The following is a 26,995-nucleotide window of genomic DNA, read 5'->3' on the forward strand; positions in this document are numbered from 1 at the left end:
TATTTCAAGGAGGATTTCAAAATGGCAGCGGTAAAACAAAAAAATGTATACGATACAATGTGGAATAATTGGTTCAACGCAGTAAAAGCATTAAACACAGCAGGCAAGCAAGTAGAGGAATTAACACTTGATACATTATCTCTTCAACAAGAGAACTGGAAGCGCCTTGCGACAGGTATCGATGCATTAGAACAAGAAACAAAACAATCACTTAAAGAAGCCAATACACAAATGGTTGACTATCTAAAACAATTCACAGGCGATACAAATTCAACGCAACTAGAAGAATGGAATACAAAATGGTTACACTACTTCGAAGAACTACACCAATTAACACACGCACCAGTAAAAACAATGACAACAACCCTCACACAATCCCAAGAACAATTCACCGAAACATTAAAGCAATTGGTATCTCAGCAAGAAAAGAACCGTGAAGAATTCCAAAAGCAATTCGATACGTTCTTAACAGACGTAAAGAAAGCACAAAAAGACCTTGTAGCACAATTCGAGGAACAAACGAAGCAATACGCTGGAAAAAAGTAAGCACCTTCTTTCCTTTTGGTCATATGAATATGAACAAAAAGGAGGTACCTATGGACATTTTACACAAAGCAACCCTAGTACAAGAACGAAAGTATGAGGACATCCACGTTGGGGATAAGGCTTTGTTTAGCCACACCATTACAAACGAAGATATCCAAACATTCGCGACACTTACAGGTGACGTCAATCCAATTCATTTACTTGATGATTTCGCAAAAGATACGATATTCAAAGAACGCATCGCTCACGGCATGCTTGTATCGAGTTATATATCGACTATTCTTGGCACCGACTTACCTGGAAAAAACACCATTTATTTGTCCCAAAGTGTCTCATTCAAAGCACCTGTCAAAATCAACGACACCATTACCGTCGTTGTTGAAGTACTAACAAAACGCGATGATAAGAAGATTGTCACGTTGCAAACAAACGTCTATAACCAACATGACACACTCGTTGTCGAAGGAACGGCAAGCATTAAGAAATTAGGATAGTCATTTGGCTATCCTTTTCTATTTTTTGCTACGTATTCACACATCATATCCGGCAACAATAATGAACAAGGAAGGACATTTCCTTCCCGTTCATCGACTACAAAGGAGAACACAACTATGACAACACGTAACAAATTGTTAGTTCCAGGTGCTGATGCAGCATTAGAACAATTCAAATACGAAATCGCAAGTGAATTTGGTGTAAGCTTAGGCTCTGACACAGCTGCAAAATCAAACGGTTCTGTTGGCGGCGAAATCACAAAACGTCTTGTTGCTTTAGCGCAAAGTCAATTCAATCACAAATAAATAAACATGGCTAACCCGAGTGACTCTCTCACTCGGGTTTTTTATATCATAAAAGAAATTTCCCACAAAAAATTTAATAGGAAATTCAAAAAAATCCTTGTTATACTTTAGAAATGCACAAGGCCAAGCATGCTCGGCTTTTTACTACATAAGTAAAGGAGAAAAATCGATGAATACGAATGAATTGCAAGAACTCACAAGAAATCGCATTATACCTATTTTCAACTGTATGTTTGAAATCGATGATACACTCGAATTTTATACGGCACTTGGCTTTAAGATAACTTACTACCAGAAAGCTCCGTATCGATTCGCTTCTGTGAAACATGACATTGCAGAAATAAGTTTTTACGGCGATAAAAACTACGATGCCGAAAATAAAGCTGGAGGCTGCTATATTGTTGTTCCTAATATAGGGGAAGTCTATAACGAATTAAAAACTAATTTGAAAAGCTACTACGGAAAAATCCCTACACGTGGCTTACCCCGCTTTTCTAGAGTAAATCAAACAGCGGAAGATAGACGAATCAACGTCACCGATCCAAGTGGAAATACATTAATCATTGGGCAACCTCTTGGAGATTCAACATCAATGATGCAAGCAGAAGAAGAGAGCTTAAAAGGTGTTTCTACATTTGAAAAAAAGTATAAACAAGCATATCGATTCGCCTATTCAAAAGAAGATTTCCGTGCTGCCAAAAACGTATTAGAATACGCATTTATTAAACATAGCGACGGTATTTCAAATGAGTTACGATACAAAGCAAGCGTACTGGAACTCGACGTCTTGTACACGCTCGGCCAACTAAAAAAAGCAACATCAAAACTAGCCGATATTGAGACTATTGAGTTAACAGAAGAAGAAATGAAGATATTAACGGATGAAATAGACAGGTTTATTGCATTGAAACAAGAACTTATCTGATAATTCGATCACATACATCTCACCTTTCCTTTTAATCTCTATTAGATAGCCTGCACAAAAATATTGACAAACATTTCCACTATTTATTAATATAAACATATACTTAATCGAATATTTCCAAAGGGGAGTAGCGTCAGGTTCTTAAACCTGAAACAAAGTCGTCATTTCGTGAATACTTGTTCACCGGCTTTGTTGACATAACAGATGTCTAGCAAGACCTTTGCCGTTTTTCATGGCAGAGGTCTTTTTTGCGTTCTTTTCTCTGCTGTGGTAATGGTACGGACGGATTACGTATCGCACTTTATACAAAAGAGAGGGGAAACAAACATGGATGTTTCATTAATTTTGGAATACGGCTGGGTAATTCTTGTCCTAGTTGCACTAGAAGGATTATTATCAGCAGATAACGCATTAGTATTAGCAATTATGGTAAAACACTTACCAGAAGAACAAAAAAAGAAAGCATTGTTTTACGGGTTAATGGGAGCTTTCGTCTTCCGATTCGCATCTCTATTCTTAATTTCATTTCTTGCAAAAGTATGGCAAATACAAGCAATTGGAGCGCTGTACTTAATCTTTATTTCAATTAATCACCTCTTCAAAGCATATATGAAGAAAAACAAGCATGCTCTAGAGAACAAAGCAGGTAAGAAATCCCCAAAGAAAAAAAGCGGCTTTTGGATGACAGTATTTAAAGTTGAAGTTGCAGATATCGCATTCGCGATCGATTCAATCTTAACAGCTGTAGCTCTTGCTGCAATGGTAACACCTCTTGGTATTGGTGAAATCGGTGGTTTAGATTCTGGACAATTCATGGTTATCTTAGCAGGTGGAATCATCGGATTAATTATCATGCGTTTCGCAGCTACGTATTTCGTACAGTTACTACAAAAACGTCCTGGTCTAGAGACTGCCGCCTTCGTCATCGTAGGTTGGGTAGGTGTGAAGTTAGCTGTTGCGACTTTAGCGCACGAAAAAATCGGCGTACTTAGCCCAGATTTCTCACACTCATTACCTTGGAAACTAACATTTTACGGAGTATTAGTTGGCATTGCTATATTAGGTTGGTTCTTATCACCTACTAAGAAAGTAGAAGAACAGACTAACTTACAAAAGGCTCAAAATATATAATACACGGAAACAGGAGAAATTGACGTCTCGCTTTTTGATGTAATTCTCTGGAGTTTTGGTGGAGAACTTTTCAGACATTTCATGCACGGAACGGAGAGTGGTGACTCCTGCGGGAATAGCGAGGGAAGTGAGACCCCACAGGCTTGCCGAGGAGGCTCGCTCTCGCCCGCGGAAAGCATCCACTCGGAGTGCAGTGCGTACATTCTCCCGTCTTTTAATAAAATGTTCATTTAAATTTACTCATTGTAAGTAAAAAAATAGTCCACACAATCCGCATAACACACAAAAAAAGCGGCATAACTAATAAAGAAACCGAGCGATTCGTCCGCTCGGTTTCTTACATATTTCGTCGTTTGTGAAGTTTTTGTAAAAAGTATTAACATTCAAAAAAAATATTGCTATACTTACTTCATTCTTTTGAACAAGAGGTATAACACAATGATTCGTTCTCGTATGTTAAAAATCGATCCACCGAAGTTGCTTATTATAAGCTTACTTTCCTTAATGGGAGTCGGTACATTGTTACTTAAATTACCATTTGCGACAACGACACCAATTTCATGGTTAGATTCCTTATTCGTAACAACGTCAGCACTTACGGTAACAGGACTATCCACTGTCGATCCTGCAACGACATTCACCGTTTTTGGACAAGTCGTCATTATGTGTCTCATTCAGGTTGGTGGAATTGGAGTGATGAGTTTCGCTGTACTCATCTTTATTATGCTAGGGAAGAAAATCTCCTTGCAAAGTCGTATCATCCTACAGCAATCACTTAACCAAACATCGGTTGGTGGTATTATTCGCTTATTACGAAGACTATTTGTATTCGCCCTAATCATTGAAGGTATTGCGACCTTATTACTTGCTATTGTATGGGTACCACAGTTCGGCTTAGTAAAAGGTTTGTATTTCAGTTTATTCCATGCCGTATCAGCTTTCAACAACGCAGGATTCGCTCTATTTAGCAACAACTTAATCGACTTTGTCGGTAATCCAATTGTCAATTTCGTTATTTCGTCTTTATTTATATTAGGTGGAATTGGTTTTACCGTAATGGTAGATGTGTGGAAAAGACGTTCGTTCCATAAGTTAAGTCTTCATTCACGTCTAATGATTATCGGGACACTTGCAATGAACATTATCGGAATGCTAACTATCTTTTTCTTAGAATACAATAATCAATATACGCTTGGCCCATTATCAACTGTTGAACAATGGTTTGCAGCTTATTTCCAAGCCACGTCACTTCGTACAGCAGGTTTTAATACGATTGATTTAGCTAATATTGAAAGTGCAACCGTATTAGTCATGGTCTTATTTATGTTTATCGGTGCTGGAAGTGGCTCAACTGGTGGTGGTATCAAGCTAACAACATTCCTTGTTATTTTCCTTGGTGTAGGAAAGTTCCTAAAAGGTCAGAGGAACATCGTTATCTTCAAAAAAACATTGCGTGATCAAATTGTCTTGAAGTCACTTGCCATTTGTGTCATTAGTTTAATTTTTATTTTTGCCTCTGTACTTGTCCTATCTATAACAGAAGATACTTCACTTCGAAACATCTTGTTCGAAGTCGTATCTGCATTCGGTACAGTTGGTTTAACGTTAGGATTAACGATGAAGCTATCTGCAATTGGAAAACTTGTCATTACATTTATGATGTTCTTTGGCAAAGTAGGTCCACTGACACTCGTATTCTCGTTAGCGAAACCAGATAATTCAAAGATTAAATATCCAAACGAAGAAATCCTTACAGGTTGATAAAAACGTATTGACAACTATTTCTAATCTCTATACAATGAAAATATACTTAATCGAATATTTCCAAAGGGGAGTAGCGTCAGGTTGTTGAACCTGAAACAAAGTCGTCATTCCGTGAGCATTTGTTCACCGGCTTTGTTGGCACATAGATGTCTAGCAAGACCTTTGCCGTTTTTCATGGCAGAGGTCTTTTTTGCGTTCTTTTCTCTGCTATGGTAATGGCACGGACGGATTACGTATCACACTTTATACAAAAGAGAGGGGAAACAAACATGGATGTTTCATTAATTTTGGAATACGGCTGGGTAATTCTTGTCCTAGTTGCGCTAGAAGGTCTATTATCTGCAGATAACGCCCTAGTACTAGCAATCATGGTAAAACACTTACCAGAAGAGCAAAGAAAGAAAGCATTGTTTTACGGGTTAATGGGGGCTTTCGTCTTCCGATTCGCATCGCTATTCTTAATTTCATTCCTTGTAAACGTATGGCAAATGCAAGCACTTGGAGCTCTATACTTAATCTTTATTTCTATCAATCACCTATTCAAAGCATATGTGAAGAAAGATAAAGATGTGCCAGAAGGCGAAGAAGTTGAAGAAACTTCGAAAAAGAAAAGTGGTTTCTGGATGACAGTATTCAAAGTTGAGCTTGCAGACATCGCATTCGCGGTTGACTCAATCTTAGCAGCTGTTGCCCTTGCGGCAATGGTAACACCACTTAACATCGGTACAATCGGTGGCTTAGATGCTGGACAATTCATGGTTATCTTAGCAGGTGGTATTATCGGATTAATCATCATGCGTTTCGCAGCAACGTACTTCGTTAAGTTATTACAAGAACGTCCAGGTCTAGAGACTGCAGCCTTCGTTATCGTAGGTTGGGTAGGTGTTAAGCTAACTGTTGCAACGTTAGCACATAAAGATGTTGGTATTCTTCCAGCAGACTTCTCACACTCATTAGCTTGGAAACTAACATTCTACGGCGTATTAGTAGCAATCGCTGCTCTAGGTTGGTTCTTATCACCGACAACAAAAGTAGAAGAGCAAGCTGAAGTAAAAAAAGCTGAAAATATGTAATATGTATAAAAAGGATGCCAATATTGGCATCCTTTTTTCAAATTGCTAAGTACGTTGGCTGGCAGAAAAAAGGTCTCCTAAGGAAATTTCTTGATTGTCATGGGATAAATCAAAAGCAATTAGAAAAAATGCAAAGTTGAGTAATCCGACAGCCACATGCGAATTCTATGGATTTTTTAAATATACAAAGCCTTGTCACTCTGACAAGGCTTTGTATATTTAATTATCTCTTTTTTTGATGAAAAGAACAGAAATAATGATTAAATAGATGAAAATGAAAATACATATATAAGGCTTCACAGATATACCTAACATAAAAATAAATTTATCAATGTCCACTAGAATGCCTGCTTCATCATCATTAATAGTAGTGAGTGTTAAATGATTCTCTAAAATACCTTGAGCTCTTAAGTCTACAAATCTATACGTCCCTTCAATGCCTGTGTCGAAAAGGAAATAAATTAAAAAGATAATCCCTAAAATCAATTGACCTATATATGCAGTTTTTGTCATGATTTTTCTCCTTACTTTTCATTATCAATATAAAAACCTACAACCTTCATCAATGAGCCAACCACAGTCAAACTATATTTTTTTATTCATACGTACACCAATTACTCATTATATCCTCTTTTTATCTTTCAAAAGCTGAATGCATCTTTGGCACTACGAGTGAATGATTTCCACGGACTTCTTTATTCTTTCCCACACGCATAACAACGCTTGTCCGTATCATTCTCTCCGTACACGCGTATTTCTTTTTCCAGACCGCACTCGCTACAGGTCGTAAGCTCCATTTGCGGCAACACACCTGACTCAGCTAACGGCACCCACTCATCTTCATATAATTTCTTCGTCATGCCATAATCAATGAAAACAAGCTTGTTATGTATATCTAATCCATAGTTACTACTATCTTTTAAATCAAAGCTATCAAACTTCTCATCTAATATACGATATACTTCTTCATAATGAGGTGGCAATAATGCCTGATCGTTCTCTATATCAATTTCGAAACATTGATTATTCCGAAGCTCTAGCTGTTCAACATATTGCTGAATTGTAATATTCTCATCTACATAATATGTTTTAGCAAACAGCTCACTTAGCCCAGCTTCGACCATCCACGTATATATTTCCAACTCGTTCAGTGATTGTTTGTAGCCAATTGGATGCTTATGTATTTTCACCACATACTTACCTACTCGGTACACTTTTCGCGTCGAACCTATACCAATGAAATTCCTATCTATACAATACATACGCCAGTTACTCGCTATATCTTCTATCGTTCTTTGTTTCACCTTAATTGCGAGTGTCCCCCACTGCTTCTCTTGTTCTTTCGTATACACCTCGTATGTTCCGTCCAGCATTTCCTCCATCATCCAACCTTCACAGTCAAACAAAGAAAATGGGATTGCTTCATACATCTCTCGAAATGTGTTGTATTGGCATAGTTCAAGAACTTCCACCTCTAACGTTTCACCATTCTCAGGAATTCTTGTAAACTCAATGACATCTCCTACGTTAATTTTTCGTCGCTTCTCATCGTATAATCGTACTTCATATACTTTTTTCCCTGTCTTTATCGATTCAAATGGTTCTTCATATAACCCCATTGCATGCTTCATTTCTTCCCCTCCCTTCATTCAGGATAATACAAACATAATTTTCCGACAATTAAATTGAACAAAAAAACAACCTATTACTAGGTTGTCCTATCTTGCCATATTTTTCATCGGCATAACATGCATAAGCACAATAGCCAAACAAAGAATATAATGTGTACTTACTATCAAGAAATCGCGCGTGATGAATGTCGTGATGACCTCTAACGAAACGGTTAGTAGCGAGAATAGAAGATATGTAACCCTTTCTCTCTCCGTCCATTTCTTTCTGTTCATTAATACAAAGATTAAACCAATAACCGAAAAAATCACACAAAATAAGAAAACAAATGTGCCTTTCAAATACCATTCACGCGGTTTCTGATGTTCCATTGCATACCCCTTCAAAAAAACAAATTGTATGAATATTCTACCATATATTCATACTCTTCTCACTACAATTCTCCTATCTATTTGCCCATTCTCCTTCGCAACACATAATCGTTCCTTCATCTTCATCACACCAATCACATCATCACTATGAAGATGAATTTCTTTCACATATAATCCTTCCTTACAAAACATCTCTACGAAATCAAATCCATTCAATCTACGAAAACCCATGTTGTAATCGAGGGATACAATATCCACTTCATTTGCTCGAATAAATGCCAATGCTTCTTCTACCGTGTGGGCGAGCATATACTTGTACGGGGCTGGTCTTGTATCATCCATGAAAATATTCATTCTTTTCTTCCTTTCTATATTGTGTCTATTTTGTCACTATTTCTTTACGAAAATCGTAACTTTCTAGTAGATGAATTGCAAGAATAGAGACAAGAGCGTAATGTTTGAAGTAGATATATTTACTTCATGAAAGAGGAGACTCACATCTATGGAAGCTAAATCAATTGAGTATATTGAACATATTACAGAAAACAAAAAAAATATGTTGAAGCAAACTCCACTAGACTATTTTTTACGTGCTAGTTTCGCAGGTGCATTACTTGCCTTTGTATTCGTCATGTGCATTAAGTTTGCCCAGCCTTTTCACGCTGCAGGCTCAGAAGCGACGTATTTCGTTTACTCGTTATTTTTCGGGATTGCCCTTATTCTTGTTATTTTTGGAAATGCAGAACTATTTACGAGTAATACGATGTACTTCACCATCTCTACAATGCGTAAGAAAACAACGATTGGAGATACACTAAAAATATGGACTGCCTGCTATATTGGTAATTTCATAGGCGCTATTTTATTCGCTGTGATCTTCTATTATGCTGGTATTTTCGCAAATATCCCAGATAATCACTTCTTGCATAGCGTTGTAAATGGCAAATTATCCGCTGATACAATACAACTATTTTTCCGTGCTATTTTGTGTAACTGGATTGTTTGCTTAGCTTGTTTCTTACCGACTCGTATGCAAAGTGAAAGTGCGAAGATTATCACGATTTTCTTAACCGTACTTGTCTTTTTCTCAAGCGGGTATGAACACTCCGTCGCAAATATGGGACTATTTAGCATCGCTTTCTTCACATATGGTCTAGACGTAACGTCAACACTCCATAATTTAGTTCCTGTTACACTTGGGAATATTGTTGGTGGAATGGTATTTGTCGGCATGTTCTACGGATATTTAAATCGCAAAAAATAAAGCGAGTACACATGTACTCGCTTTTTTTATACCTCTTCTTCCAGATGATTCACCGGAAAGAAGAATGATTTAATTAACATATAGAAAGGTGGAATCATAATAATGCTTCCTAGAACAAAAATAATGCATAGTGCAATGTTAGCAATGCTATTGCTTATTGCAGAATCAACGGTAATGAACGGCTCTAAAATATACGGAAGATGCCCGATACCATATCCGAAAAAGGCGAATAAGAATTGGAACATTACGCACAAGAATGCTGTACCGTACTTCTTCTTTTGATAAATAAGGAACGTTGCAATAAGGAAGAAGAAAAAGGAAATTGCAAAGACCCACCACATATCCAACATTTTCTCGTAATGACGAAGGTTATGCCCTTTTAATGCAATAAATACCCCACCACTCGCCACTAATGTCGGCAAACTCCAGAACAACGCAAACTTTCGTAACGTCACAAGAGACACACTATCATTCGCACGTGATGCATAATACGTTAAAAACGTCGCACTAATAAAGAGTACGGAAACAATCGCAAGGAACACAACACTCCATGAATAGGAGCTCGTTAATAATTCCTTTGCTAGAAAAATAACTTCTGTCCCTTCCTCGATAAGAAAGCCACCTTCTGATACGGTCAACATTGTCGACAACGAAGCTGGAATAAGTAGCCCCGTTAATGCGTACACAAATAAGTAACTTTTACTTTCTCTCGAACCGTACGCCTCAAACGCATAGAACGAACCACGCACCGCAAGCAATACGAATGACACAATCCCTGGAATAAGAAGTGCTGTTCCATAGTAATACACCGTTTCCGGGAACAATGCCACAATTCCGACAATAAAGAAGATGAAGAAAATATTCGTCACTTCCCATACAGGTGACAAGTAATCACCCATTAATGTAACTAAACGTCCTTCTTTCTTCTGCCACCTCGCATAATATGCATAAAATCCTGCCCCGAAGTCAATCGACGCAATGATTACATAGCCGTATAACAATATCCACAATACAGCAAGACCTATCAACTTTTTGCATCTCCTTTTTCCATTTACTCGTTTTTATACAAGAAAAAACAGCAGCCGTGATTTCCATTTCACAACTCCTGCTATCATTTATTTTTTTAACCTAATAACCACTATACATACAGTGTAAAGTAAATGCCAAATATAAAGCTCATATAAATGTGAACGTTATGTGTCGATTTGCTTATTTATTGCGTTCAAACAAAAATGATTTGTTACAATATTTCACTTCGTACTCTTTCATATCCATCTCCCTATCGATATGACTTACTCCAATATAGTAAAATGACAGGATTATATCACGTTTTACATACTTATAAAAATTAAGTAACCATCGGCTCGTCTTTGAACGTAATCTCTACCAATTGAACCTCTTTAAATAAATAATACGTATAATCTATATCTTCTATCTTGCTTTCTACTTGTGGATGTTGCTTGAAATAATAAGTAACCGATTTCTACATAGTCATTTTGCCCACAAATTTCACTGTATACACAACAATAAGAATTACTACTATAAATACAACAAGCATTCGTTCTATTCATTAAGATGAATATACCCCTCATATCCCTTCTAAACTTTCCACCATTATAACAGAATGAAAAAATACTTAGTGCAATATTTTAAAATCGACAAGGAATATTCATTTTTTTCTGAAATATATACTATAGATCATCTCAAGAGCTACAAAGCATCTTTGTATAAATAACAAATTGGAGGTAATACATATATGTTTCGTTCTTATAGTACACTTTGTACCGAAATTTATGATTTAACTAAGCCTGTAGGACATTCGTTGGGTGGCGACATCGAATATTACAAGGAACGCCTAGCTGGATGCGAAGGTCGTGTATTAGAGGCTGCGGTTGGTTCTGGTCGCATGATGATTCCACTCCTTGAAGCAGGCTATACAGTTGATGGTATCGATTCCTCTTCTGAAATGTTAACTTCTTGTCGTACACGCTGTGAAAAACGGGGATTAACCCCTCATTTATATGAAGCAACTCTACAACACTTCTCATTACCATTTCACTATGAAGCAATTATTGTTCCGACTGGGTCTTTCTGTTTACTTGATACATATGAAGAAGCACTCGATGCACTGCAATGTTTTCATACACATCTCGCGCCAGGTGGACGTTTATTAGTAGATCTTCTCTTACCGTACGACTGGAAGACCGGAGACATCACAACATCCACTTACCAATTACCAAATGGAGACGGAATTATACTAGAAAATAAATCAATTGAAATGGACTGGCTCCATCAACGGACTGTGTCTTACTTGAAGTATGAAAAATGGTGCGATGGATCATTAGTCCAAACAGAATTACAACGCTTTGCACTTCGATGGTATGGAATAGAAGAATTCAAACTCATTCTTAAGAAAGTAGGCTTCACCAATATTACATGCTCTGCTGATTACATATATGGACAAGAACCGTCACGTGGGGATCAAATAATAACATATGAAGCCGTACGAAAATAAAATTGGAAGCTGTTGCATTGAGATTGCAACAGCTTCTTATCTTGTTATTCTCCTTGATACTTTGCAGTCCATTTCAAGCTTTATCACTCGAAACAGTATATAAAAAGAAAAACACTCGTATTCACGAGTGTTTCACTAATCCTTCTTCCTCCATTCGATACAAGCCATTTCTCGCTTCTTCTGCTCTATCAATCAAAATCTGCTGTAATGCAGGGTGATAGCCTAAATACTGACATAACGTGACATTCTCGTATTGACGTACTTCGCGTTCCATCCCGTTCATAAGTAAACCAGTAAATAATAAATACGGGACGACAATGACATGTTTCTCCGTGCTTACGAGTTCTGCTAATTTCTCTTCAAAGCGCGGTGTCGCTGCTGCTAAGTAGCACGTATCAACACGTGTATACATACCATATTTCTCGAGCATCCATGCAATCTCTTCTAAATCATGCTTCACGTCTGCATCACTACTACCTCGCCCTACTAATAAAACAGTCGCACCTTCGGGCGGCACAGTTTCTGCATGAATACGTTCCTCTAAAATTGGAATAATCGTTTCGTGTACACCAAATGGTCGGCCATATGTCATCGTAATCTGTTGATACTTCCGCCATACGTGATGTAGTTCCTCTGGAATATCTTTCTTTGCGTGAACAGCTGTTAAAAGCAAGACAGGAACAACAGCAATACTTGTTGCGCCTTGCCTTACACATGCCGCTACACCTTGTTCAATCGATGGCTCGGCTAGTTCAAGAAAGCATATTTCTTTAATCGGCACATGCCCCATAGAAGCAATACTCGTTTCAACAAATGATTTTGCTTGTTCACATGCTTTTTTCACACGGCTGCCGTGGCAGACGAATAAGACTGCTTCCATTTATAACGCCTCGCTCATCCGAACAAGTTCCTTCGCTTCATACCATTGTAACTTTTCACGAAGATTTACAACTTCCCCAACGACAATCATACTTGGATTCGTTACCTCATTTTCCGCTACTACTTGCACAATAGTCGCAAGTGTTCCTGTTACCGTGCGTTGGTCATCTAATGTGCCCCACTGAATAAGCGCAACTGGTGTTTGTGGGTGCTTACCGTATTTCGTTAATTGGTCAACGATATACGGCAAATTGCTAACTCCCATATAAATAGCGAGTGTATCCACGCCAGATGCGAGTGCTTCCCAGTTCGTCGTATCTTCTTTTCCTTTACGGCGATGACCTGTTACAACAGCAAAGCTCGCACTAAGGTCGCGGTGGGTTACTGGTATACCAGCATAGGCAGGTGCTGCAATGCCCGATGTGATGCCAGGTACGATTTCAAACGGAATATTGTGCTTCGCTAAGCTCTCTGCTTCCTCGCCACCACGACCGAAGATGAATGGATCCCCACCCTTTAAACGAACAACGACCTTTCCTTTTTTCGCATGTTTCATAAGGAAATGATTAATTGTTTCTTGTTGCATCGTGTGATAGTTTGGCAACTTACCACAGTAAATCAAGTCCGCTCCTTCTTTCGCATGCGATAACAATTGTTCATTCACTAAACGATCGTATAAGATGACATCTGCTTGCTGAATACACGTTAGTCCCTTCACCGTAATTAACTCTGGATCACCCGGTCCTGCCCCTACTAAATATACCTTCCCCATCCGTATTCACTCCCTATTTCTCTAAAATGGTTTCTTTCTCATGCAAAACAAATCCGTTCCCTTTACGAATTTTCTTCTTCTCAAACAACGTAATTTCTTGTACATCTGGATATTTCAAAAAGTATTTTTCTAACTCTACATCAACTAATTTAAATGCTTGTTCATCGTCACTTGCCGCAATCACAACGTGAATAACGTCTTCATTCGTGACAACTTCAAAACGATATAAATCCATGTTTCTTCCCCCTTACGAAGCGTTCTCCACTAACTGTGCCAAGATTTCATCGAGCTTTGCTTGGAGTTCTTCCAGCCCAACTCTGCTAACAAATTCAAAGAATGTCTCCGCAGGTATTTTTTCGTCTTTGAAGTATGTTAATAATTCCAGTACGACCGTACCTAAGTCGTCCGCTGCAATTCTTCCTTTTAATTTCTCGTTGAATTTACCTCCATCAAGCAACGTACCACCAACGTAAATTTCAAAGGCTTCTACCATGCCTTTCTCTTTCGTCTTCATCTTAATGCCTTGGAAACCAATATCAGCAATTTGGCGTTGACCGCATGAATTCGGGCAACCGACCATATGCATACGAACTGGTACATCAAGAACAATATTTTCATCTAGAAACTCCGCAATACGAAGCATTCTTCCTTTCGTTTCTGTTAATGCTAAGTTGCAGTACTCAATACCTGTGCACGATACAGAATAACCAACGAATGAATTCGGACGTTCTTTCAGACGATCAAAAATCGGCTCTTGCAAAATCCCATCCACATTCTCGTCTGGTACGTTTGGAATAATAACATTTTGAGAGTTACATGTGCGAATCGCACCGTTTCCGTATTTCTCTGCTACGCGTGCTAATTCAATTAACTCTGCTGAATTAAGGCGTCCTACTGGTACGTTAAAGCCGATATAATTCAGTCCAGGTTGTTTTTGTTTATGTGCACCGTAGAAGTAGCCTGCATTCCAACCAACTAACTCGTTCGTTCCTTTTGTCGGTAGTGGCCCTGTGTACTCTAGCACCTTCTCCGTAAACTTCTCAACACCCCAGTCCGCCACAAGGAACTTCAAGCGAGATAGATGACGCTTCTCACGATAACCGAAGTCACGGAAGATAGTTGTAATCGCAATTGCCACTTCTTTCAATCTCTCTGGAAGAACAAAGATATTCAGAGGTTGAGCTAAGAACGGACGGGATGATAGACCACCACCAACAATTGCATGGAATCCTACTTTTCTCTCTCCATCAATTTCTTTCGTTGCCGGTGTGAAAGACAGGCAGTTGATTTCCGCATTCGCTGCATTATGAATGTTACCGCTAATCGACAACTTGTATTTACGTGGTAAGTTCGAAAATTCTTCATTGTTCTCGAAGTAATCATTCACTTCTTGTACAAGCTCTGTCGTATCGTATAACTCATTTGGATCAATACCAGCAAGTGGATTTCCTACGATTGCACGCGTAATATCACCGCATGCTCCTGAGGATGATAAGCCCGCTTTGTCTAAACGGTCTAATATATCTGGAACTTGCTCAATTGTTAACCAGTGGAACTGGATTGCTTGACGTGTTGTAATGTCGATTACATCACGTCCATAGTCACGAGCAATTTCTGCAAGCGCAATTGCTTGTTCATTCGTCATTAAGCCAGATGTTACTTTCACACGCATCATGAAGTAGCCCGCTTCTTTCGGACGTTGTAAATAAAGCCCTGCCCATTTGAACATATCCCACTGTTCTTTCGGAATGGAATCAAATCCATTTGCTGCATAATACGGAATATCATTAAAGATTTGCAGTCCGTCTTTCTCTAATTTCATTACTTCTGTCTTATTTAACTTCGGATTATCTTTCCAAAACTTATCGTATGCCATCTTACTTCCCCCTTAAATGAAACGCTTTTTCTCTAAGTACGCGACAATTTGATCGACACATTCATCAATTGTGTTCTCATGTGTATGCACCGTAATCTCTGGATTTTCTGGTGCTTCGTACGGAGAATTAATGCCCGTGAACTCTTTAATCTCTCCGTTTCTTGCTTTGCTATATAATCCTTTTGGATCACGCTTTTCACATTCTTCTACTGGACAATGAACGAACACTTCAATGAATTCATCTACTTCAAGAATGGAGCGAGCGCTATCTCTATCTTGTTGGAACGGTGAAATGAATGCTGTTAACACAATCGTCCCGCTATCAAGTAATAATTTCGCCACTTCCCCAATACGACGAATATTCTCCGTACGATCCTCATCAGAGAAACCTAAGTCTTTGTTCAAACCGAAGCGAACATTATCTCCGTCCAGAACATAACTTTGTTTTCCTTCGCTAAACAACCTTTCCGCTACACGATTCGCAATCGTTGATTTTCCAGATGCCGATAAACCCGTAAACCATAAAACAAAACTATGATGCCCATTACGCTTACGGCGATCTTCTTTTGAAATAGAGGCTGTATGCCACGTTAAATTACTCATTTCACTTCCTCCACCATACCTCTTATTAACACTTCAACTACTTCTTGTCGGCTAAATGTGCTCGGTGGTAGCTCACCGTTTCGCAATAGCTCACGCACTTTCGTACCAGATAAGATGACATGGCTCTCACTGTCATGTGGGCACGTCTTCGATGACGCCATCCCTTCACACTTCGTGCAGTAGAAACTATGCTCAAAGAATAATGGCTGTATGTCTAATTCTTCTGGCGTGAAGTTACTGAAAATTTTCTGTGCATCATACGTGCCGTAATAATTTCCTACTCCCGCATGATCACGACCAACGATAAAGTGTGTGCAACCATAATTTTTGCGAACAATCGCATGGAAAATCGCTTCACGTGGTCCTGCATAACGCATCGCTGCCGGGAATACAGCTAAGAAAACACGATCTTTTGGATAGTAGTTATCAAGCAACACACGATAACTATCCATCCTTACTTGTGCTGGAATATCGTCTGACTTCGTCTCCCCAACGAGTGGATTTAGGAATAAGCCATCTACAACTTCAAGCGCTGCTTTTTGGATATATTCATGCGCGCGGTGTACAGGATTACGCGTTTGGAAACCGACAACACGTTTCCATCCTAATTTCTCAAATGTCGCACGTGTTTCACTTGGATCTAAATAATATTCTTCAAACGATGTCTTCTGTACACGTCTCACTTGAACAACAGAACCACCAACGTATACATTTGGACGAGTGAATAATTTATTTACACCAGGATGTTCACGGTCGTTCGTTTGATACACACGAATTGCTTCTATCTCTTTATCTGGCGTGTAAATGTCTTCAACTGTTAAGACACCGTATACGTTTCCATTTGAAACGAGCTTGACACGTGAACCAATTGTTAGTTGTGCTACTTTCTCTTCTGTAACAGGTAACGTAATTGGAATACTCCATACCGCTCCATTTGATAAACGCATCTTCTCTACGACAGATTCATAGTCTTCTTGTTTCAAGAAGCCCGTTAATGGACTATACGCACCGTTGCCGATTAACTCTAAATCACTTAACGCAATCGCATCTAGTTCGATTTCTACTTGAATTCCGTCTAGCGAAACCGTCTCATCTAATCTATTTACTAATACACCGCCATGTGGTTTCATTGTACCTCTCCCTCATCCTTTACTATTCTTATGAATTTACTTGGTTTTATAGTGTTAAATACCCCCGCCATTTTCATGTATGGAGCGCCTTTCTTGACGAATAGATTGCACTAAACTAATTAATCCAATCGTCGCTAAGAAGACAGCTACGACAATTGCCACAGCGTAAAAATCTGATTGAATAAATACTTTAACTAAGACGTATGCGATAACCATTGATAGAAATGGTGCCGCGAACCATACTTTTAACATTTGAACGACAATTCCTTTTTTCAAGACGGCAGCTCCGTTTTTCGCTGATCCAATCCCAATAATGGAAGACGTCGTAATTTGTGTAATCGGTAATGGTAATCCGTATAATGCACCCGTTATCACTAATGCCGCACTCGTCGTCGAAATCGCAATACCTTCTAGTAAAGTGAAACTAGTAATCTTCTTTCCGTTTGTTTCTAGTACTTTTCTTCCTAATAGAAATGCCCCTAATGCCACGAACAATCCACCATATAAAGCTGCATCTTGCATCCCTAATAGATTCGCACTCACTAGTGGTCCTATCGCATTCGCCACATTTTTCATTCCTGCTGAAAATGCTTCCGCACAAGCAGCGAGAATAACGAGAAATGTCAGTGGTTTCTTCCACTTCGCTTCGATGTGTGGTCGCCTCTTCGTGAAAGATAAGATTCCTTTTCCAGTTACATAACTAATACCAAATGCCACAACTGGGACGATGAACCAAAACATAATGATAAGTACTAATTGCTGAATATATAACATTTCAAACGCAATTCCGACACCTGCCACAGCACCAATCGTAATCTCACTCGTCGACAATGGTATACCTAACATATTCGCAATAAATAAGGAAAGTGTCGCAGCAATTAACGTCACCACTACCACTTCTACTGTAAAAATCGTCTGCGGTGCAATACCTGAACTTATCGTCTTCGTTACTTTATCTCCGGCTACAACCGAGCCAATCACAATACAAATTCCACATAAAATCAAGGCGATGTTCTTATTCTTAATTGAACCGGATGCATACGCAACACCCATCGCCGCAGCTCCACCACTTGCTCCAATGTTCATCGCAAAGAAGAAAGCAATGATGAAGGCCATTATAATTAACATAATTGTTCTCCTCTAATCGCGGTGCAATCCGCACTCGGTCTTATCCATCCCTGACCAACGTCCCGCACGATGATCATTTGGATCAGTTGTTGGTAATGTACACATCTCACAACCGATGCTCGGATAATTTTGATCATGAAGCACGTTATACGCTAAATCATACTTTCGGACATATTCCCAAATCTCATCCCACGTCCAATGTACAAGCGGACATACTTTAAGAGATTCAAATCGGTAATCACGGTTCACATATTTCGTATACTTCCGTGTTGGTGACTGGTCCTTTCGTAACCCTGAAATCCAGGCTGTCTTGCCACTTAACGTTTCTTGCAGTGGAATGACCTTTCTCATTTCACAACATCGTCCAGGCTTATGCTTCCACAACTCATCACCGTATTGCTCTTTTTGCTCTTCTACCGTTAATGCAGGCTTCTTCATTTCAATTCTCAAACTTGGATATCGTGTTCGTACTTTTTCAATGACGTCATACGTTTCCTTGAAATGTAACCCGGTATCTAAAAAGACGATTCTCGCTGAATCATTCACTTGTGCAATTAAATCAATTAACACAATACCTTCAATTCCAAAACTACACGCATACACAATATCTTCTTTATACGTGTCATATGCCCACTTCAACACGTCTAATGCGCCCTTTGTTTCGTTCTCCTCTTCAAACTTAGGTACATCTGCTTCCACCCAGTTGTTATACGTTAAAATCGTTCTCCCCTCCAACAATTCTCATTAAGTGAATAATCTTCATTTTACCACATTTTTCTGACATTTCAATCCTACTTTTCATATCGGAATTTAAAATAGCGCGTTTTTTCAAAAAATGTGCATGAATCACAGGAAAACCAAAGAGGATTTCGGCTAGCAATAACGTATTTTATGTAGAAAAAGAGGGTGAAAAATAAACAAGACAATCGAACGCTATATTCCCTTTTTATTAAAGAAAAAATACATATGCCACAAGCAAAAGGAAAATCGAAAGTTCTCGCCCTTATTCTTATGATTTATAATTTGGGAACGGTGGGGAAATAGTAGGCAAACACATTGACTGAATGTCGGTATCTTCTATACAACAGAAGCGTATTAATACTAAAAAGGAGGGATTCTGTTGAAGAAGTTTAAAACAGCCATCATTATTTTCTTTTTACCTGTTTGTGTACTCATTCTTTTTATCGCTACTACATACGACCGGGCATTTACATATGTTCAAGCCCACTTCAATAAGACAGAGAATTTCGTCACGAAAGTTGTTACGGTAAAGGATATGTCTGTTATTTTAAGTGAACAAACCGAGTTAGGAAATACTCTCCAAAAAGAAGACCACACATACTGGATGGGAGACGAGGTATTGTCCGGCATATCTAGTATCATTCCTCACCACCTCTTTCTCACACTCGATCATCCTGAATACGAAAAACTCGAAATCACGTTTCCAACTACCACTTATCAACTAAACGGTGAAATCATTGAATTCCTTTCTGGTGAAGGAACAATTACAAAAACGTATTCAAAAGGAGAATGGAAAGAGTATAAATAAGGATAAAATCAGCTGGATTTCCAAAGAAAAAAGCAACATAAATAAAAGAAGGACACTCTTTCTTTTCCCTATATACATACTAATCACTCTAATTGTGCATTTGTACAAACTTACAAAACTATATTTATTTACCATTTTTGACATGTTAGTATATAGTCAAAATAAGAAAGGGTGATTTTTCATGACATTATTTCCGAGTATTAAGAGAGGTTTAGTATTTTTTACCACTATATTTGCACTATTGGTCTTTGGGTTATTCTCAACCAGTAAAGCACATGCAAGTAACGATGTATCAGGTTTGGGATTGTTAGACATAAATAAAGGACAAGTTAAAGTGACTGTAACAAACGATGAAACTGGGGAAACGACTGTTTTACATCCAAAAATAGTACAAGATAGTATAAAATTTCGTTCTCTTCAATCTAGCAACGACTCATTAGACGTAGGATATGAAGTGTTCGTCCCTCTTACAAATTCAAACTCTTCTGGTATCACACCTGCGACAGATGATGGTGGCGTAAAAACTTCAGGTGGTGTAACTGCTAGATTAAATGTTAACTATGATGTTAGTGCAAATAATGAACAAGTTAGATTGAATAGAGTATATGGCAGCTGGACTCCAAGCTCTAGTCTCTATTCTGTGACAAATAGAAAAGTTGATGCACATTCTGGATCTATACATGGGAAGAAAATCTCTAAAGCTCCGACATCAAACACTTTCTCTTATACTACTGGATGGGGATATAACTATAGAGCATTTGGAGATTTTATTCCAAGAGCATGGAGCAGCGCTACGGTTAAAGTATCTGGTATGACGGCAACACATACAATTAAAGTAGAATTCACATATTCTGGTTAATCCGTACAAAGAGGTCCTATCCATGTAGATAGGACCTCTTCTATTGAAATCGAAAAAAACTGCTCACCCCAATGTCTTACTCCCTCCTACTACTAATAGGGGATTTAAACCATATAGGTTTACCTTAAAATAGAAATATACAAAGCTTTTACCAATATGAAGGAGGAATCTATATGAAAAGTTGGGTTCAATTTCGATTCGCAAGACCTACCGATAAGTTTGAAGAAGTGATACATTTTTATGAAGAAGGACTTGGTTTAAAGCGCATAGAGGAATTTCAAAATCATGAAGGATACGACGGCGTCATGTTTGGATTACCTGAAGCAGAATATCATTTAGAATTCACACGACATGTAGATGGAAGTCCATGCCCTGCTCCTACGAAAGATAACTTACTTGTTTTCTATATTCCTGATAAAAATGAAATTGACAAAATAGCTACTAGATTAGCCACACTAGGATACGATGAAGTCGAACCAGAGAATCCATATTGGAAGGAAAAAGGAACGACAATCGAAGATCCTGATGGTTGGAGAATTGTACTAATGAATGCAGAGAGCTAAGATGACACTCATTTCCATTAAATATGTAAAACATAAAAAGGACTCTTACTAACGAGTCCTTTTATACATTTTCCCATTTCTCATGAAACTCCTTGTATGCCCTACTCCAATGATACGGCTGTACTTCCGCTAATGTCTTAAATGTCAGTGGTTGTCCGAGTGAAGTAATAGCTACTTTTACTTTTGGGCCCCAATAAAATAATCGTTCCTGGCATATTCCACACGGCGTCAACACTTTGAACTCTGATTTCTCATCATCACGTACAACACAGATAGAATGCGTCACATTCTGATTTAATTTATGCGCTTCTAAAATCGCTCCTGTCTCCATACATAAATTCGTTCCATCATTAATGACCTCCGGCGCTACACTCGTTAAGATTGTACCATCTTCCAATCTTACTGCAGCAGCACCACCCCATCCTTCTTGGTAGCGCTTCTCAATTAACTCTATCACTACTTCATATAGTTGCTCCTCCATATCCAAACCACATCCCCTTTCCCTTATATACAGTTTACTGTCATACCTTAAATAAACCACAATGTAGAGCACATTCAAAATAGAAAGATTTGTTTAGCATAGGATAATAAGGTTTGCAGATACATCAAATTAAAACCACCTTAATCTATTAAAAATATAGAGGAGTAAAAAAGCAGTGTGAGCAACCTCGCCCACACTTCTTTCCTTCTATCTCCTATATAAAGGGATAATATTTTTCATTTTTATCAATCAGTCGACTTACCCTTCACAGGTAACACGCGTTTCTCTACTTTTTCATACGTTACTAGTAGTCTCTTCACAAAAGAAATTCGTGGTACAAACACATATGCAAGATAAGCAGAAACAATTCCGAACAATGCTCCTACTACAATATCAACTGGATAATGTACCCCTACTAAAATACGTGAAATAGCTACACAGGACGCAAACACAAGCCACCACGCATTCCGACGAACGAGCCAGAATGACACACACATTGATACAAATAAAATTGTATGGTCACTTGGGAATGAGTTATTTATTTCTTTATCTATCAGTTTATTCACACCTTCTAACACATGGAATGGTTGGTAGTGAAAATGAAATTGACCAGCGATTTTGGCCATCCCTTCTGCCAAGATGAATGCAACACCACCTTGAATAACCATCATTCGATTTTTCTCTGTTCGTGTGAACCAATATATAAGTGTCGCCAAGATTAAGAAATACAATGTATACTCAGCGAAAAAAATCGACACTGGATTTATAGCTGGATAATGTATCCCTATATCATTGATCCAATGAAAGAGTTCAATATTTACTTCTGATAACGACATAGGTTAACCTCCTCTTTCTTAAAATACTAACAATACATGACCACCCCTAATTTCGCAACCCCTCTTCTACATGACGAAGATAGCTTTTTCGTACAAAGAAGAAGTATACACATTGAAACAAAACGAAGCTACCTAATACAATAATCCGCTCTTTCCATAAATTATACCCGAATATATTTTGCATAGATGTAAGAGCTACATAGCCATGAAGCGTCGCAATGATAATGGGTACAAAGAACAACAGTGCTAGCCGTGTCGTAATAACACGTGATAATTCCTCTTGTATTAACCCCATCTTCTTTAATCTGTCAAATTGACGACGATCATCTTCTACGTCAGCGTACAACCTAAAGTATAAGAAACTTCCAGCTGCAACAAAGAACACAACACCAATGAAGAGACCGACAAACAAGATGACACCCCCACCTTGCTTCGCAGTTGCCATCACGTATTCTCGTGCTTCAAACGTGTATTTCTCCTGTTCTTGTTCTCCAATCGCCTTCGTTAATGTTTCTCCTATTGCTTGCAAATCCTCTTCTCTTGCAATTTCATAAATGGTAACATTCGTACGACGTTCTTTCGATACATGCTCATATGCTTCATCAGAAACAACCATCTCACTTGCTGGCGATAAGCTTACTATTTTAGAGCTAGCTTTCGTATCTTGAATCGCAAATGTTTCGTTCGCAAGTGTTCGTTCTGTTTGCTTATTTGCAAGCCATAGATGAGTAGGTTCCATAAAGAACACTGCTTCATTTCCTGTTACAGATACTTTCTCTTCCCCCGCCCAATCAGCAAACTTCTCATACGTAGAAACTGGAATAACAGCTGTTGCTCTTCCGTTTTCATCTTGTTCTGTCGCGTATGTAATAGTGAACTTTTCATAAGGTAGTCTTTCCTCACCTAACATTCGCTCGATGAGCGCTTGATGTTCTGCCTCCTTCTCATTTTGGACACTCGATGCGTATTTAAAATCAAATGGATAACTTGCGTCTAACTGCTTATAACTACCTGAGATGAGGCCGACAAGTGTACCAATTGCCGAGAAAGCAACGGTTGAAATAATCGCCACAAAGAAAAACATCCTTGCATTATCTTTCATTCGATAAGCTAAATCAGACAACGAAATCAAGGTCGTTCCCTTCCAGAAGAATGTCTGCTTTTGCTTTAACTTCGTAATGATATATACACTAAGCTGTGTAAATAACAAATATGTACCAATACATACGATAATTGTTACTGGAATCATTGCTGCTATGACGAACGCTCCTTTCACAAGAAGTGCAACAACGTAGCCGACAAAGAGACAGAACGCCGCTAACCAAGCTTTCCACGTAGATGCTTTCGGTTCTGGCTTTGGCTTTCTCGTTCCTTTTAACAACTCAAGAAGATTACTATTCTTAATAGCTATGACCTTATAAATAGAAATGATAAAGAACAAGATGAAGAACGAGAGAAACGTTGTCCATATTGCCGTTATTGGCACATAAAAAGCAAGGGGTTCATCCATGCTAATAACATGTGAGCCAAATAGCAATAATAACCACGATACAGTAATACCTACGGCAATTCCCCCGATACTCGCCAATGTACCAATCATCATATTCTCTAAGAAAACTAACTTCCGTAACTGTGTATGACTTGCTCCGACCATTGTCAAAATCCCAAATTCCTTCTTCCTTGCTTTCAAGAACGCTCCCATTGAATAAAGAATAAAGAAGAATGAAAATACATAAATAATAGATTGAGCAAAGCGCATTCCAATTGTGACATACTCACCAATTTCACTTTGTGCGAAGGCTGGATGAAATGCGAAGAATGAATAGACGAAATATACCATCATAACGAATGCACTACTGACGAAATACGCCGCATATTTTCGTTTGCTGCTACGTATATTTGTCCATGCTAATTGAGAAAAAGTCATGTATACCTACTCCCTTCTTCTCTTTACTTTACATAGCACGCATTGTATCAACCATAGAACTCTCTTACACGTTTCTTACATTTTTGTCATTTAAACAACTAATTGGGACCTATACACTTCTAAGTACCAACAAGAAACATCAAAAAAGCCCCAATGACTTTTATAAGAGTCATTGGGGCACCTTATTTCTTACTTCCACTGTGCAACTTTTTCAACTGGAAGACGTACAGATGTGTAACCAGCATCATCTGCTTTACCAATTGATACTAACATAACTGGAACATAACGTTCTTTGTCTAAGCCGAATGCTTCCGCGATATTTGCTTTATCGTAGCCACCGATTGGGCATGTGTCGTATCCGTGCGCACGAGCAACTAACATTAATTGCATTGCTACAAGTCCACCGTCAACTAATACAACGTCTTTCATTGCTTCTTTTGTAATTGTCGCCGCAACACCATTAATCATTTCCATTTGACGCTCTTTTGCTTCAACAGGCATGTAGCCACGTTCTACTGCTGTGCCTAAAATTTCTTCTGCGTTCTCAAAACTTTGTAAGTCACCAAAAATAGCAATCATTGCAGAAGATGTTTGTACTTGCTTTTGGTTAAATGATGCAAGTGGTGCTAATGTTGCCTTTCCTTCTTCACTATCGATAACAACGAAACGCCATGGCTGTAAGTTAATCGAAGATGGTGCTAACGTTGCTTCTGCTAAAATTTGTTCCATTTCTTCTTTGCTAATTTTCACAGATGTGTCGTACTGACGAATCGAACGACGTCCTGTCATAATTTCTGTAAAGTCATTTGTATGTTGTGTATTCATCGGTGGATTCTCCTTTTATTTGTTGCCGATTACAAGTCGGCGATATTTTGTTCCATACGATTAAGTACATCTAAGAGTGCATCTAACTCCGCTTCGCTAAACCCTTTTAAGATTGCAGAAGCAAATTGATTATTCTCTTCTTTGAAAGATTGAATCTTGTTGCGACCATGTTCTGTTAGACGAACAAGGGTGATACGATTATCTCTAGGGCTTTTACGTCTACTAATCATGTCACTCGCTTCAAGCTGTTTTAAATGACGTGTAATGGCTGCGTTATCAATTCCAATTGCTTGTTGAAGATCTTTTTGGCTCATTTCATCTATTTGATATATTTGATACAACAGTTCAAATTTAGACTGACTAATGCTCATACATGTCCCAGACTTCGAACCAATCTCTTTGTTAAGCAAATGTAATTTATATGCAATCATCGATTCCTTCAAGCATGAATTCGTCATTTTATTCCTCCTTTTGTACGTATCGTCAATTGATTGATATATCAATGTTTGATATATCAAGTATTATAGTAAATGTTTTCTTCACATGCAAGCTATTTTATCAAAATTACAAAAAGAAAACGTACATCCAACAGAAAGATGTACGTTTTTTTTTTACAAATTAACCTTTATTCAATTCCCCGATATACTGACTGTATGCAGCTAAATCCTCTGGGAACGGTGCATAGGCGATAATACGCTCATTCGTCATCGGATGTTTCATCAATACTTTGTATGCATGTAACGCTTGACGTTTCAACACTGTTGTCTTCCCACCATATAATGTGTCACCAAGAAGTGGATGACCTAGATAGCTCATATGGACACGAATTTGATGCGTCCGCCCTGTCTGTAATTGCAAGGAAACAAGCGTTGTTCCTTCTTTTGGGAACGTCTGTAGCACTTCATAGTACGTAATCGCTTCTTGTCCATTCGGTGACACTCTTCGTCTTGTAGCATGATGACGATCACGGCCAATCGAAGCATGAATTGTATCTTTTTTCTTCTTTACAAGACCATGTACAACAGCCGCATAATGGCGTCTAATATGGCGCTCTGCAAGCAATCTATCCATGATTACACCTGCCATTGCATGTTTTGCGAAGATAACCGCTCCAGTCGTGTCTTTGTCTAAGCGGTGAATATGACGTACTTTCGTTTGAATGCCATTGCTTACGTAATAACCTGCAACAAGATTAGCTAACGTCCCTCCTTGTCCATCTTCGTTCGGATGTGTATCCATCCCTGCTTGTTTGTATACGATTAGTACGTGATCATCTTCAAATAAGACCTCTAATTCTCCATACTCAGGCTCGACACCATACTCTTCCTCAACAAATAATTGAATGTATAGACTGTCTTCTTTTTGTAGCGGCTTCGTCCAATTCGCTACTTCACCATTCACTTGTACACGCTTCTCCATGCGAAACTCATGTATTAACTTCTTGGATAATTGAAACTCTTCTCTAAAAACATCTTGTACTGCTTTCCCTTGCCAACGTGATGGAACTACTAGTTCGCACCATTCGCCTTTTCGCTCTAATTTCATCTAT

At 38.5% G+C, this 26,995-nt stretch carries 31 protein-coding genes, 1 pseudogene and 2 riboswitches; of the genes and pseudogenes, 12 read left to right on the forward strand and 20 right to left on the reverse strand.

Features of this window, described 5'->3' with window-relative positions:
• The first annotated feature begins 21 nt into the window (after positions 1 to 21).
• The 7 genes from phaP to IEV41_RS10465 all read left to right on the forward strand — a co-directional run bounded on the left by phaP (position 22) and on the right by IEV41_RS10465 (position 6,239).
• Entirely contained in the window at positions 22 to 546 is a 525-nt protein-coding gene (phaP, locus tag IEV41_RS10435) for a polyhydroxyalkanoic acid inclusion protein PhaP (RefSeq protein WP_188388322.1), read from the forward strand.
• Positions 547 to 596: 50 nt separating this feature from the next.
• Positions 597 to 1,040 (forward strand): MaoC family dehydratase, encoded by a 444-nt coding sequence (locus IEV41_RS10440; RefSeq protein WP_188388323.1) that lies wholly within the window; start codon positions 597 to 599, stop codon positions 1,038 to 1,040.
• A gap of 117 nt (positions 1,041 to 1,157) precedes the next feature.
• Positions 1,158 to 1,346, forward strand: a complete 189-nt coding sequence (locus tag IEV41_RS10445) for an alpha/beta-type small acid-soluble spore protein (protein WP_188388324.1) — start codon at positions 1,158 to 1,160, stop codon at positions 1,344 to 1,346.
• Positions 1,347 to 1,515: 169 nt separating this feature from the next.
• Positions 1,516 to 2,271 carry a DUF8817 family protein gene (locus tag IEV41_RS10450; RefSeq protein WP_188388325.1) on the forward strand — a complete coding sequence of 252 codons (756 nt, stop codon included), beginning with the start codon at positions 1,516 to 1,518 and terminating at the stop codon, positions 2,269 to 2,271.
• A gap of 110 nt (positions 2,272 to 2,381) precedes the next feature.
• Positions 2,382 to 2,549: riboswitch (yybP-ykoY riboswitch) on the forward strand.
• Positions 2,550 to 2,598: 49 nt separating this feature from the next.
• Positions 2,599 to 3,402, forward strand: coding sequence for a TerC family protein (locus tag IEV41_RS10455; RefSeq protein ID WP_188388326.1), 804 nt, complete (start codon positions 2,599 to 2,601; stop codon positions 3,400 to 3,402).
• A gap of 441 nt (positions 3,403 to 3,843) precedes the next feature.
• The gene (locus IEV41_RS10460) at positions 3,844 to 5,163 is read left to right on the forward strand and encodes a TrkH family potassium uptake protein (protein ID WP_188388754.1); all 1,320 of its coding nucleotides are present in this window, start codon (positions 3,844 to 3,846) and stop codon (positions 5,161 to 5,163) included.
• Positions 5,164 to 5,219: 56 nt separating this feature from the next.
• Positions 5,220 to 5,383, forward strand: a riboswitch (yybP-ykoY riboswitch).
• Positions 5,384 to 5,435: 52 nt separating this feature from the next.
• Positions 5,436 to 6,239 carry a TerC family protein gene (locus IEV41_RS10465; protein WP_188388327.1) on the forward strand — a complete coding sequence of 268 codons (804 nt, stop codon included), beginning with the start codon at positions 5,436 to 5,438 and terminating at the stop codon, positions 6,237 to 6,239.
• A gap of 219 nt (positions 6,240 to 6,458) precedes the next feature.
• Here the strand turns inward: IEV41_RS10465 and IEV41_RS10470 are convergent, their stop codons facing one another.
• The 4 genes and pseudogenes from IEV41_RS10470 to IEV41_RS10485 all read right to left on the reverse strand — a co-directional run bounded on the left by IEV41_RS10470 (position 6,459) and on the right by IEV41_RS10485 (position 8,593).
• A complete protein-coding gene (locus IEV41_RS10470; RefSeq protein ID WP_188388328.1) occupies positions 6,459 to 6,752 on the reverse strand; it encodes a hypothetical protein in 294 nt (97 codons plus the stop codon).
• Between the two features lie 785 nt (positions 6,753 to 7,537).
• Positions 7,538 to 7,870: pseudogene (locus IEV41_RS20005) on the reverse strand (ASCH domain-containing protein); the annotation flags it as partial.
• Between the two features lie 87 nt (positions 7,871 to 7,957).
• Positions 7,958 to 8,239, reverse strand: coding sequence for a hypothetical protein (locus tag IEV41_RS10480; protein ID WP_188388330.1), 282 nt, complete (start codon positions 8,237 to 8,239; stop codon positions 7,958 to 7,960).
• Positions 8,240 to 8,287: 48 nt separating this feature from the next.
• A complete protein-coding gene (locus IEV41_RS10485; RefSeq protein ID WP_188388331.1) occupies positions 8,288 to 8,593 on the reverse strand; it encodes a cyclic-phosphate processing receiver domain-containing protein in 306 nt (101 codons plus the stop codon).
• A gap of 148 nt (positions 8,594 to 8,741) precedes the next feature.
• Here IEV41_RS10485 and IEV41_RS10490 point away from each other — a divergent pair, with 148 nt between their 5' ends.
• A complete protein-coding gene (locus tag IEV41_RS10490) occupies positions 8,742 to 9,503 on the forward strand; it encodes a formate/nitrite transporter family protein (protein WP_188388332.1) in 762 nt (253 codons plus the stop codon).
• A gap of 26 nt (positions 9,504 to 9,529) precedes the next feature.
• On the opposite strand, the gene IEV41_RS10495 is transcribed toward IEV41_RS10490, so the two are convergent.
• Together IEV41_RS10495 and IEV41_RS10500 are read right to left on the reverse strand one after the other, a co-directional pair.
• Positions 9,530 to 10,531, reverse strand: a complete 1,002-nt coding sequence (locus tag IEV41_RS10495; protein ID WP_188388333.1) for a cytochrome d ubiquinol oxidase subunit II — start codon at positions 10,529 to 10,531, stop codon at positions 9,530 to 9,532.
• Positions 10,532 to 10,903: 372 nt separating this feature from the next.
• Complete coding sequence (locus IEV41_RS10500) at positions 10,904 to 11,074, reverse strand: hypothetical protein (protein ID WP_188388334.1); 171 nt, start codon at positions 11,072 to 11,074, stop codon at positions 10,904 to 10,906.
• Between the two features lie 185 nt (positions 11,075 to 11,259).
• Here IEV41_RS10500 and IEV41_RS10505 point away from each other — a divergent pair, with 185 nt between their 5' ends.
• Entirely contained in the window at positions 11,260 to 12,018 is a 759-nt protein-coding gene (locus tag IEV41_RS10505) for a class I SAM-dependent methyltransferase (protein WP_188388335.1), read from the forward strand.
• Positions 12,019 to 12,139: 121 nt separating this feature from the next.
• Here the strand turns inward: IEV41_RS10505 and IEV41_RS10510 are convergent, their stop codons facing one another.
• Genes IEV41_RS10510 through IEV41_RS10545 form a run of 8 tightly spaced genes read right to left on the reverse strand, consistent with a single transcriptional unit; the run spans position 12,140 to position 19,126 of the window.
• Entirely contained in the window at positions 12,140 to 12,898 is a 759-nt protein-coding gene (locus IEV41_RS10510) for a sirohydrochlorin chelatase (RefSeq protein ID WP_188388336.1), read from the reverse strand.
• The gene (gene cobA, locus IEV41_RS10515; RefSeq protein ID WP_188388337.1) at positions 12,899 to 13,669 is read right to left on the reverse strand and encodes a uroporphyrinogen-III C-methyltransferase; all 771 of its coding nucleotides are present in this window, start codon (positions 13,667 to 13,669) and stop codon (positions 12,899 to 12,901) included.
• 13 nt (positions 13,670 to 13,682) lie between these two features.
• Positions 13,683 to 13,904, reverse strand: coding sequence for a DUF3906 family protein (locus IEV41_RS10520; protein WP_188388338.1), 222 nt, complete (start codon positions 13,902 to 13,904; stop codon positions 13,683 to 13,685).
• Positions 13,905 to 13,916: 12 nt separating this feature from the next.
• Entirely contained in the window at positions 13,917 to 15,545 is a 1,629-nt protein-coding gene (locus tag IEV41_RS10525) for a nitrite/sulfite reductase (RefSeq protein WP_188388339.1), read from the reverse strand.
• A gap of 12 nt (positions 15,546 to 15,557) precedes the next feature.
• The gene (cysC, locus tag IEV41_RS10530) at positions 15,558 to 16,148 is read right to left on the reverse strand and encodes an adenylyl-sulfate kinase (RefSeq protein ID WP_188388340.1); all 591 of its coding nucleotides are present in this window, start codon (positions 16,146 to 16,148) and stop codon (positions 15,558 to 15,560) included.
• On the reverse strand, positions 16,145 to 17,278 hold the full coding sequence (gene sat / locus IEV41_RS10535; protein WP_188388341.1) for a sulfate adenylyltransferase: 1,134 nt from the start codon (positions 17,276 to 17,278) through the stop codon (positions 16,145 to 16,147). The genes cysC and sat overlap by 4 nt, the downstream gene beginning before the upstream one ends.
• 54 nt (positions 17,279 to 17,332) lie before the next feature.
• On the reverse strand, positions 17,333 to 18,406 hold the full coding sequence (gene cysP / locus IEV41_RS10540) for a sulfate permease (protein ID WP_188388342.1): 1,074 nt from the start codon (positions 18,404 to 18,406) through the stop codon (positions 17,333 to 17,335).
• Positions 18,407 to 18,418: 12 nt separating this feature from the next.
• A complete protein-coding gene (locus IEV41_RS10545; protein ID WP_188388755.1) occupies positions 18,419 to 19,126 on the reverse strand; it encodes a phosphoadenylyl-sulfate reductase in 708 nt (235 codons plus the stop codon).
• A gap of 400 nt (positions 19,127 to 19,526) precedes the next feature.
• Between IEV41_RS10545 and IEV41_RS10550 the strand changes: the two genes are divergently transcribed.
• From IEV41_RS10550 to IEV41_RS10560, 3 genes are all read left to right on the forward strand, one after another.
• Positions 19,527 to 19,955 carry a hypothetical protein gene (locus IEV41_RS10550; protein ID WP_188388343.1) on the forward strand — a complete coding sequence of 143 codons (429 nt, stop codon included), beginning with the start codon at positions 19,527 to 19,529 and terminating at the stop codon, positions 19,953 to 19,955.
• A gap of 181 nt (positions 19,956 to 20,136) precedes the next feature.
• The gene (locus IEV41_RS10555) at positions 20,137 to 20,814 is read left to right on the forward strand and encodes a hypothetical protein (RefSeq protein WP_229722189.1); all 678 of its coding nucleotides are present in this window, start codon (positions 20,137 to 20,139) and stop codon (positions 20,812 to 20,814) included.
• A gap of 173 nt (positions 20,815 to 20,987) precedes the next feature.
• Complete coding sequence (locus tag IEV41_RS10560; RefSeq protein WP_188388344.1) at positions 20,988 to 21,377, forward strand: VOC family protein; 390 nt, start codon at positions 20,988 to 20,990, stop codon at positions 21,375 to 21,377.
• Between the two features lie 61 nt (positions 21,378 to 21,438).
• Here the strand turns inward: IEV41_RS10560 and IEV41_RS10565 are convergent, their stop codons facing one another.
• The 6 genes from IEV41_RS10565 to IEV41_RS10590 form a co-directional block, all read right to left on the reverse strand.
• Positions 21,439 to 21,864 carry a cytidine deaminase gene (locus IEV41_RS10565; protein WP_188388345.1) on the reverse strand — a complete coding sequence of 142 codons (426 nt, stop codon included), beginning with the start codon at positions 21,862 to 21,864 and terminating at the stop codon, positions 21,439 to 21,441.
• A gap of 239 nt (positions 21,865 to 22,103) precedes the next feature.
• A complete protein-coding gene (locus IEV41_RS10570; protein ID WP_188388346.1) occupies positions 22,104 to 22,694 on the reverse strand; it encodes an undecaprenyl-diphosphatase in 591 nt (196 codons plus the stop codon).
• Positions 22,695 to 22,740: 46 nt separating this feature from the next.
• The gene (locus IEV41_RS10575) at positions 22,741 to 24,621 is read right to left on the reverse strand and encodes an FtsX-like permease family protein (RefSeq protein WP_188388347.1); all 1,881 of its coding nucleotides are present in this window, start codon (positions 24,619 to 24,621) and stop codon (positions 22,741 to 22,743) included.
• A gap of 189 nt (positions 24,622 to 24,810) precedes the next feature.
• Entirely contained in the window at positions 24,811 to 25,446 is a 636-nt protein-coding gene (locus IEV41_RS10580; RefSeq protein ID WP_188388348.1) for a nitroreductase family protein, read from the reverse strand.
• Positions 25,447 to 25,475: 29 nt separating this feature from the next.
• The gene (locus IEV41_RS10585; protein ID WP_188388349.1) at positions 25,476 to 25,904 is read right to left on the reverse strand and encodes a MarR family winged helix-turn-helix transcriptional regulator; all 429 of its coding nucleotides are present in this window, start codon (positions 25,902 to 25,904) and stop codon (positions 25,476 to 25,478) included.
• Positions 25,905 to 26,064: 160 nt separating this feature from the next.
• Positions 26,065 to 26,991, reverse strand: a complete 927-nt coding sequence (locus IEV41_RS10590) for an RluA family pseudouridine synthase (protein WP_188388350.1) — start codon at positions 26,989 to 26,991, stop codon at positions 26,065 to 26,067.
• Positions 26,992 to 26,995: the final 4 nt, after the last annotated feature.

It is taken from the genome of Priestia taiwanensis (assembly GCF_014638355.1).
Taxonomy (GTDB): domain Bacteria; phylum Bacillota; class Bacilli; order Bacillales; family Bacillaceae_G; genus Priestia_D; species Priestia_D taiwanensis.